Here is a 7,066-nt window from a genome sequence, read left to right on the forward strand (position 1 = left end):
AGCGTCTGGCGTTCATGCTGGAGGATTCGGGGGCGCGGGTGGTGGTGGGGCATGAGTATCTGTTCGACCGTCTCCCGCTGGACGGCCGGACCACCGTCGATATCAGCCAGGTGCGGTCTGTCCCTCTCACGTCCGGCAGTGCTGGTGGGGGGGTTGGCGGTGGTTCTGGTCTCAGGCCGGCGTGTCTGATGTATACGTCGGGTTCGACGGGCCGGCCGAAGGGCGCGGTGGTGCCGCACGCGGGGGTGGTGCGCCTCGTATGCGAGGCCGATTATCTGCCGCTGTCCGAGTCGTCAGTGATGGCACAGCTTGCTTCGGCGTCGTTCGATCCTCTGACGTTCGAGGTGTGGGGACCGCTGCTGAACGGCGGCCGGGTGGTGATCATTCCACCGGAAGTGGTGACGGCTCCGGAGAGCCTGCGCGATCTGATCCGTTCGGAGGGCGTGACCGTCCTTGGAGCAGTGTCGGCACTGTTCAACGCGACGGTATCGGCGGTCCCTGACGCTTTTGCCACCTTGGAGCGGGTGCATGTGGGTGGTGAGATGATCAATCCGGTGATGGTGGAGCGCGCCATTCAGGCCGGCGGGGCCCGCTTCTACAATTGTTACGGTCCCACCGAGGTCACCACGACCTCGACGTGTGTGCCGCTGCTGGCGGGATCGGTCACACCGGGTCGTATCGGTCCGCCGATCACCAATACGCAGGCGTGGGTGGTGGACCGGTTCGGGTGGCTGGCGCCGGTGGGTGTGCCGGGTGAGCTGTGGCTGGGTGGTCCTGGTGTGGCGGTGGGTTATTGGGCGCGTCCAGGGCTGACGGCGGAGAAGTTCGTGCCGGACTGTTTTTCCGGGGTTCCGGGTGCGCGGTTGTACCGGACGGGTGATCTGGCGCGGTGGCTGCCGGACGGGACGCTGGAGTTCGTGGGGCGTGTCGATCAGCAGGTCAAGATCAGGGGTTTCCGGGTGGAACCGGGTGAGATCGAGGTGGTGTTGCACTCGCATCCGGAGGTCGAGGCGGCTGTGGTGGTGGCTTCGCCCGGGACGGGTGGTGCACTGCGTCTGGTGGGTTACGCCGAGGGGCCGGGCCTGGAGCCTGAGAGCGGGGGCGAACTGCGGGCCTTCCTGGCCGAGCGGCTGCCCGAACACATGGTGCCCGTACAGGTGGTGGTCCTGGACACGCTGCCCCTGCTCCCCAACGGGAAGATCAACCGAAGCGGGCTGCTCGAGCCGGACATCGGGACCCGGCCGGACGAGTACGTACCGCCGGCCGACGATGTCGAGAAGGCGATCGCCCGGATCTGGTCCGAAACCCTGGGGACCGAACGCGTCTCCACCACGGACAATTTCTTCGATCTCGGTGGGCATTCCCTGCACGCCATCCGCGTGACCACCCGCCTCAATACCGACCTCGGCGTCGGAATCGCCGTACAAGACGTACTGGCTTGCCCAGGCCTCGCTGCCCTCGCGGCCCGTGTCCGCCAACTGCTGGCGGATTCCGAGGACATAGGGCAATTGCTGGCCGAATTGGATCAGCTGTCCGACAGTGACGCTGTGCGACTTCTTGAGGAGGAGCAGTGAGCAACGAGGGATCCCTTCCCACCGCATTTGACGTCACGTCGGAACGCAGCCCCATTCCCCGCGTCACCGACGAGCAGTGGCGCAGCCTCAGCGCGGCCAAGCGCCAGCTGCTCCAACGCAGACTGACGGGTGGGGTTTCTGGGGATGTGTTGGTGGGGTTGGGTGCGGGTGAGGGGGTGTTGTCGCCGGCGCAGGAGGCGTTGTGGTTTTTGTGGCGGTTGGGTCCGGGGGTGGGGTCGTACAACGTGCCGTCGGCGTTCCGGCTTGTGGGACGGCTTGATGTGGGGGCGTTGGAGGGTGCGTTGGCGGGTGTGGTGGGTCGGCATGAGGTGTTGAGGACTCGTTTTGTGGAGCGTGGGGGGTCGGTGGTGCAGGAGGTGCTGCCTGCGGGTCCGGTGCGGGTTGAGGTGGTGTCGGTTCCTGGTGGGGCTGGTGGGGAGGGGTTGCTTGAGGAGTTGGTGGCTGAGCGGGCGGGTGTGCCGTTTGTATTGGATGGGCATGTGCCGTTGCGGGTGGTGTTGTTCCGGTTGGGTGTGGATGAGCATGTGTTGTTGGTGGTGACGCATCATGCGTTTACGGATGCGTGGTCGGATGAGATTTTCTGGCGTGAGCTGACGGTTTTGTATGGGGCTGCGGTGGGTGGTGGGGTTGCGGGGCTGCCTGAGTTGGGGTTGCAGTTTTTGGATGTGGCGCGTTGGCAGTATGGGTTGCGGGAGCGTGTTGTGCTGGATGCGCACTTGGATTATTGGGGTGGTCGGTTGGCGGGTGTTCCGGTGTTGGATCTGCCGGTTGACCGGGTGCGGCCGGCGGTGCAGTCGGGTCGGGCGGGTCATGTCGGGTTTGTTGTTCCTGCGGGTGTGGTTGAGGGGTTGCGTCGGCTTGCCCGGGGTGCTGACGCGACGATGTTCATGACGCTGCTTGCTGTGTATCAGGCGTTTCTGGGCCGGGTGTGTGGTCAGCGTGATGTGACGGTGGGGTGTCCGATGGCGGGGCGGAGTCGTCCTGAGGTGGCGCCGTTGATCGGATATTTTGTGAATACGGTGGTGTTGCGGGGTCAGTGCGAGCCGGGGATGCGGTTCGTGGACTTCCTTGGGCAGGTCCGTGGTTCCGTGCTGGAGGGTATGGCTCATCAGGACGTGCCGTTCAGTTCCGTGGTGGAGCGTGTGCAGCCGGCCCGTGATCCCAGCCGCAACCCCCTCTACCAAGCCATGTTCACGTACCAAGGCCCAAACCTGGGCGATTCCGGTGAAGTCACGGTCGGCGACCTCACCTTGCACAGTTACCCGGTCGACAAGCGCGAGGCGCCTGCCGACCTGGCGCTCGGCTGTAGCGAGAGCGGTGACGGGACGTTGCGCGGGACCCTGGAGTACAACGAGGAACTGTTCGAGCGGGACAGTGCCGAACGGATGGGCGAGGGCTTTCTGCGGTTCCTCCGTGCTGTTGCCGAAGACCCTCAACGCCGCCTGGACGAGATCAGCATCCTCTCACCGGCCGATCGAACTCAGCTCGCCGAGTGGACAGGCTCCGCGTCGGCGCGGAGGACCGACGGGCTGCTCCTCGGTGTTGAAGAGTACTTCGCTCGCCAGGCCGAAGAGACCCCGGACACCGAGGCGCTTCGGGCCGGTGGGACCGTCCTGACCTACCGTGAACTACACGATCGCATCAGGCGTCTGGCAGCCGTCATGTCGGCGACAGGAGTACAGGCCGGTGATGTGGTGGCCGCCGGCCTGCCCCGAGGTGTGGACGCCGTGGTGGTCACCCTCGCCACGATGTCGATCGGGGCGGTGCACGCGCCGATCAACGCCGAAGCTTCCTCGGCCCTCATGTCCCACCTGATCGGTGAACTGCGCCCGGTCCTCCTGGTGGTGGGAGCCGGTGCCCGTGTCGACACCGGATTTCCGGCGGAGCGTGTGCTGTGGATGGGCTCCCCGGACACGGATCGCCGACTGGCTGAGGCTGATCCGCAGAGTCTCGCCCCCGCGCACCTGAATCCCGACGCGCTCGCTTACATCGTCTTCACGTCGGGCTCCGCCGATACCCCGAAGGGGGTGATGGTCACTCGTCGCAACTACGCGGGCCTACGCGCCGCATGGGCCGACGAGCATGCGGACAAGTCCGTCCACCGCTGGCTGAGCCTGGCAAGTCCCGACTCCGATCTCTTCATGGGGGACCTGGTCCATGGCCTGGCCTTCGGCGGCACCCTTGTCCTGGAGACGGACGGAGCGCCGCTCACTCCCTCGAACCTGCTCGCTCTGATCCACGAGGAGCGGGTGAACGCTTTCGCCGCGGCGCCGTCGACGCTGGAGGCACTCGCCGAGCACTGCGTCAGCAGAGCCGAGCTTCTGCCCAACGGGCTCCGGCTGGTGGTGAGCGGAGGCGAGACCATGAGCGGTGAACCCGTGGAGCGACTGAAGGGGTTGCTCGCTCCGGGAGCCAGAGTTCCCCTCTGCCGTCCGATGCGGGGCGAGACGATCGAGATTCTCGACGAGTGCCTCGAACGGGTGCCTGTGGGCCACATCGGTGAACTCTTCGTCGGCGGTGCCGGGGTGGCCCGCGGCTACCTCGGACGTCCCGGCGCGACCGCCGAGCGATTCCTGCCGGCCCCGTTCGGTGACGAGCCGGGTGCGCGTATGTATCGCACCGGTGTCCGGGGCCGGTGGCTGTCCGGCGGAGTCCTGGAGATCCTGGGCCGGAGGGCGATTGTGGAGCGGAGTCCTCTCGTCGATGAGGCATTCGGCTTTCCTCGCCTGCCCGGCGGCGAAGCGGGCCTCGACCAGTTGCCCGTGCCGGATGCCCAAGCAGATGATATTCAGCCTCCCGAGCCGGGGCTGGAGACCGCGATCGCGGAGATCTTTGAGGACCTCCTCGGCGATGTGGATGAGATCGGCCGGCACGACAACTTCTTCGACATCGGCGGGCACTCGCTGATCGCCATGCGGGTCAAGTTCGAGGTGCAGGAGCGTCTGGGGCTGGTACTGGAGCACGCGGACTTCTACCAGCACCCGACCGTGGCCGGGGCGGCGGCGCTGCTGCGAAGCCAAGAGTCCGGGCCGGTGGGTGGGGTTTCTGGGGATGTGTTGGTGGGGTTGGGTGCGGGTGAGGGGGTGTTGTCGCCGGCGCAGGAGGCGTTGTGGTTTTTGTGGCGGTTGGGTCCGGGGGTGGGGTCGTACAACGTGCCGTCGGCGTTCCGGCTTGTGGGACGGCTTGATGTGGGGGCGTTGGAGGGTGCGTTGGCGGGTGTGGTGGGTCGGCATGAGGTGTTGAGGACTCGTTTTGTGGAGCGTGGGGGGTCGGTGGTGCAGGAGGTGCTGCCTGCGGGTCCGGTGCGGGTTGAGGTGGTGTCGGTTCCTGGTGGGGCTGGTGGGGAGGGGTTGCTTGAGGAGTTGGTGGCTGAGCGGGCGGGTGAGCCGTTTGATTTGGATGGGCATGTGCCGTTGCGGGTGGTGTTGTTCCGGTTGGGTGTGGATGAGCATGTGTTGTTGGTGGTGACGCATCATGCGTTTACGGATGCGTGGTCGGATGAGATTTTCTGGCGTGAGCTGACGGTTTTGTATGGGGCTGCGGTGGGTGGTGGGGTTGCGGGGCTGCCTGAGTTGGGGTTGCAGTTTTTGGATGTGGCGCGTTGGCAGTATGGGTTGCGGGAGCGTGGTGTGCTGGATGCGCAGTTGGATTATTGGGGTGGTCGGTTGGCGGGTGTTCCGGTGTTGGATCTGCCGGTTGACCGGGTGCGGCCGGCGGTGCAGTCGGGTCGGGCGGGTCATGTCGGGTTTGTTGTTCCTGCGGGTGTGGTTGAGGGGTTGCGTCGGCTTGCCCGGGGTGCTGACGCGACGATGTTCATGACGCTGCTTGCTGTGTATCAGGCGTTTCTGGGCCGGGTGTGTGGTCAGCGTGATGTGACGGTGGGGTGTCCGATGGCGGGGCGGAGTCGTCCTGAGGTGGCGCCGTTGATCGGATATTTTGTGAATACGGTGGTGTTGCGGGGTCAGTGCGAGCCGGGGATGCGGTTCGTGGACTTCCTTGGGCAGGTCCGTGGTTCCGTGCTGGAGGGTATGGCTCATCAGGACGTGCCGTTCAGTTCCGTGGTGGAGCGTGTGCAGCCGGCCCGTGATCCCAGCCGCAACCCCCTCTACCAAGCCATGTTCACGTACTTTCCGGAGACTGTCACCGAGCCTTTGACGGAGTCGAGCTTCGCCGGGATCACCGCCACCAGGATGGAGCCCGGTGTCGGCTACATACCTGCCGATCTGGATCTGACGCTGGTTGACGCGGGAGACGTACTGCACGGTGGCCTGGCGTTCCGGCTGGATTTGTTTGATGAGGTGTCGGTGCGGGGGTTGGTGGATCGGTTTGTGCGGTTCTTGGAGTGTGTGGCGGTTGATCCGGGTGTGTTGTTGGGTGATGTGGAGTTGTTGTCGGGTGAGGAGCGGGGGTGGCTGGGGGGTGTTGGGGGTCTGGCGGAGGGTGGTCCGGTAGGGGTGGTGTCGGAGTTGTTTGAGGCGCAGGTGGTGAGGTCCCCGTCGGGGGTGGCGGTGGTGGCTGGTGGGGTGTCGTTGTCGTTTGCGGAGTTGAATGTTGTGGCGAATCGGTTGGCGCGGTTGTTGGTGAGTCGGGGGGTGGGGCCGGAGTCGAGGGTGGCGTTGGGTGTGTCGCGGTCGGTGGAGATGGTTGTTGCTGTGCTGGCGGTGTTGAAGGCTGGTGGGGTGTATGTGCCGGTGGGTGATGATCTGCCGGTGTCCCGGGTGCGGGCGGTTTTGGATGATGCGGGTCCGGTGGTGGTGCTGGGGGATGCGCGTTCGTGGGTGTCGTGGCCTGAGGGTACGGAGTGGGTGGATTTGGCGGGGGTGGCGGAGGAGGGTGGTGGTCTGCTGGCTGGGTTCGGCGGGGGTGATCTGTCGGATGTGGACCGGTTGTCGCCGTTGCTGCCTGAGCATGCCGCGTACATGATCTTTACGTCGGGTTCGACGGGCCGGCCCAAGGGAGTCGTCATCCCCCACCGAGGGGTGTGCAATATGTTCTGGGGCCATCACGAGGCGTTTCGGGAGGTCCGGGCGGAGGGGATGCCCGCGGCGCTGACCGCGCCTCTGTCCTTCGACACCCACTGGGAGGCTCTTCTGTGGATGTTCGAGGGGAACGAGCTGCACATTGTGGACAGTGTGACGCGTCTGGACATGGAGGCGCTGGCCCGGTACGTCGCCGATCACCGCATCGGATTCATGGACATCACGCCGTCGGTGGTGCGGCAGTTGGCGGGTGTCGGCATGTTCGACGAGGGGCATCCGCGTCCGGCGGTGCTGTCCGTCGGCGGTGAGGCCATGGACCAGCCGCTGTGGGAACAATTGTCGATGGTCGAGAATGTGGCTGCCTACAACTTCTACGGCCCCACGGAGTGCACCGTTGACAGTACGTTTGCTCGTGTGGTGGGTGGGGGTGGGGTGAGTATTGGTCGTCCGCTGGTGAATGTGCGGGTGTGTGTGGTGGATGAGTGGGGTGGT

2 protein-coding genes are annotated in these 7,066 nt (G+C 65.5%); both read left to right on the forward strand.

The window, feature by feature from the left end:
• Positions 1-1,574 (forward strand): amino acid adenylation domain-containing protein (locus tag ACFWV8_RS38020; protein ID WP_384215053.1); only part of this gene is annotated, 1,574 nt, incomplete at its 5' end.
• A partial coding sequence (locus ACFWV8_RS38025; protein WP_384215054.1) for a condensation domain-containing protein occupies positions 1,571-7,066 on the forward strand: 5,496 nt, incomplete at its 3' end. The genes ACFWV8_RS38020 and ACFWV8_RS38025, both read left to right, overlap by 4 nt.

It is taken from the genome of Streptomyces sp. NPDC058665 (assembly GCF_042714995.1).
Classification (GTDB): Bacteria; Actinomycetota; Actinomycetes; order Streptomycetales; family Streptomycetaceae; genus Streptomyces.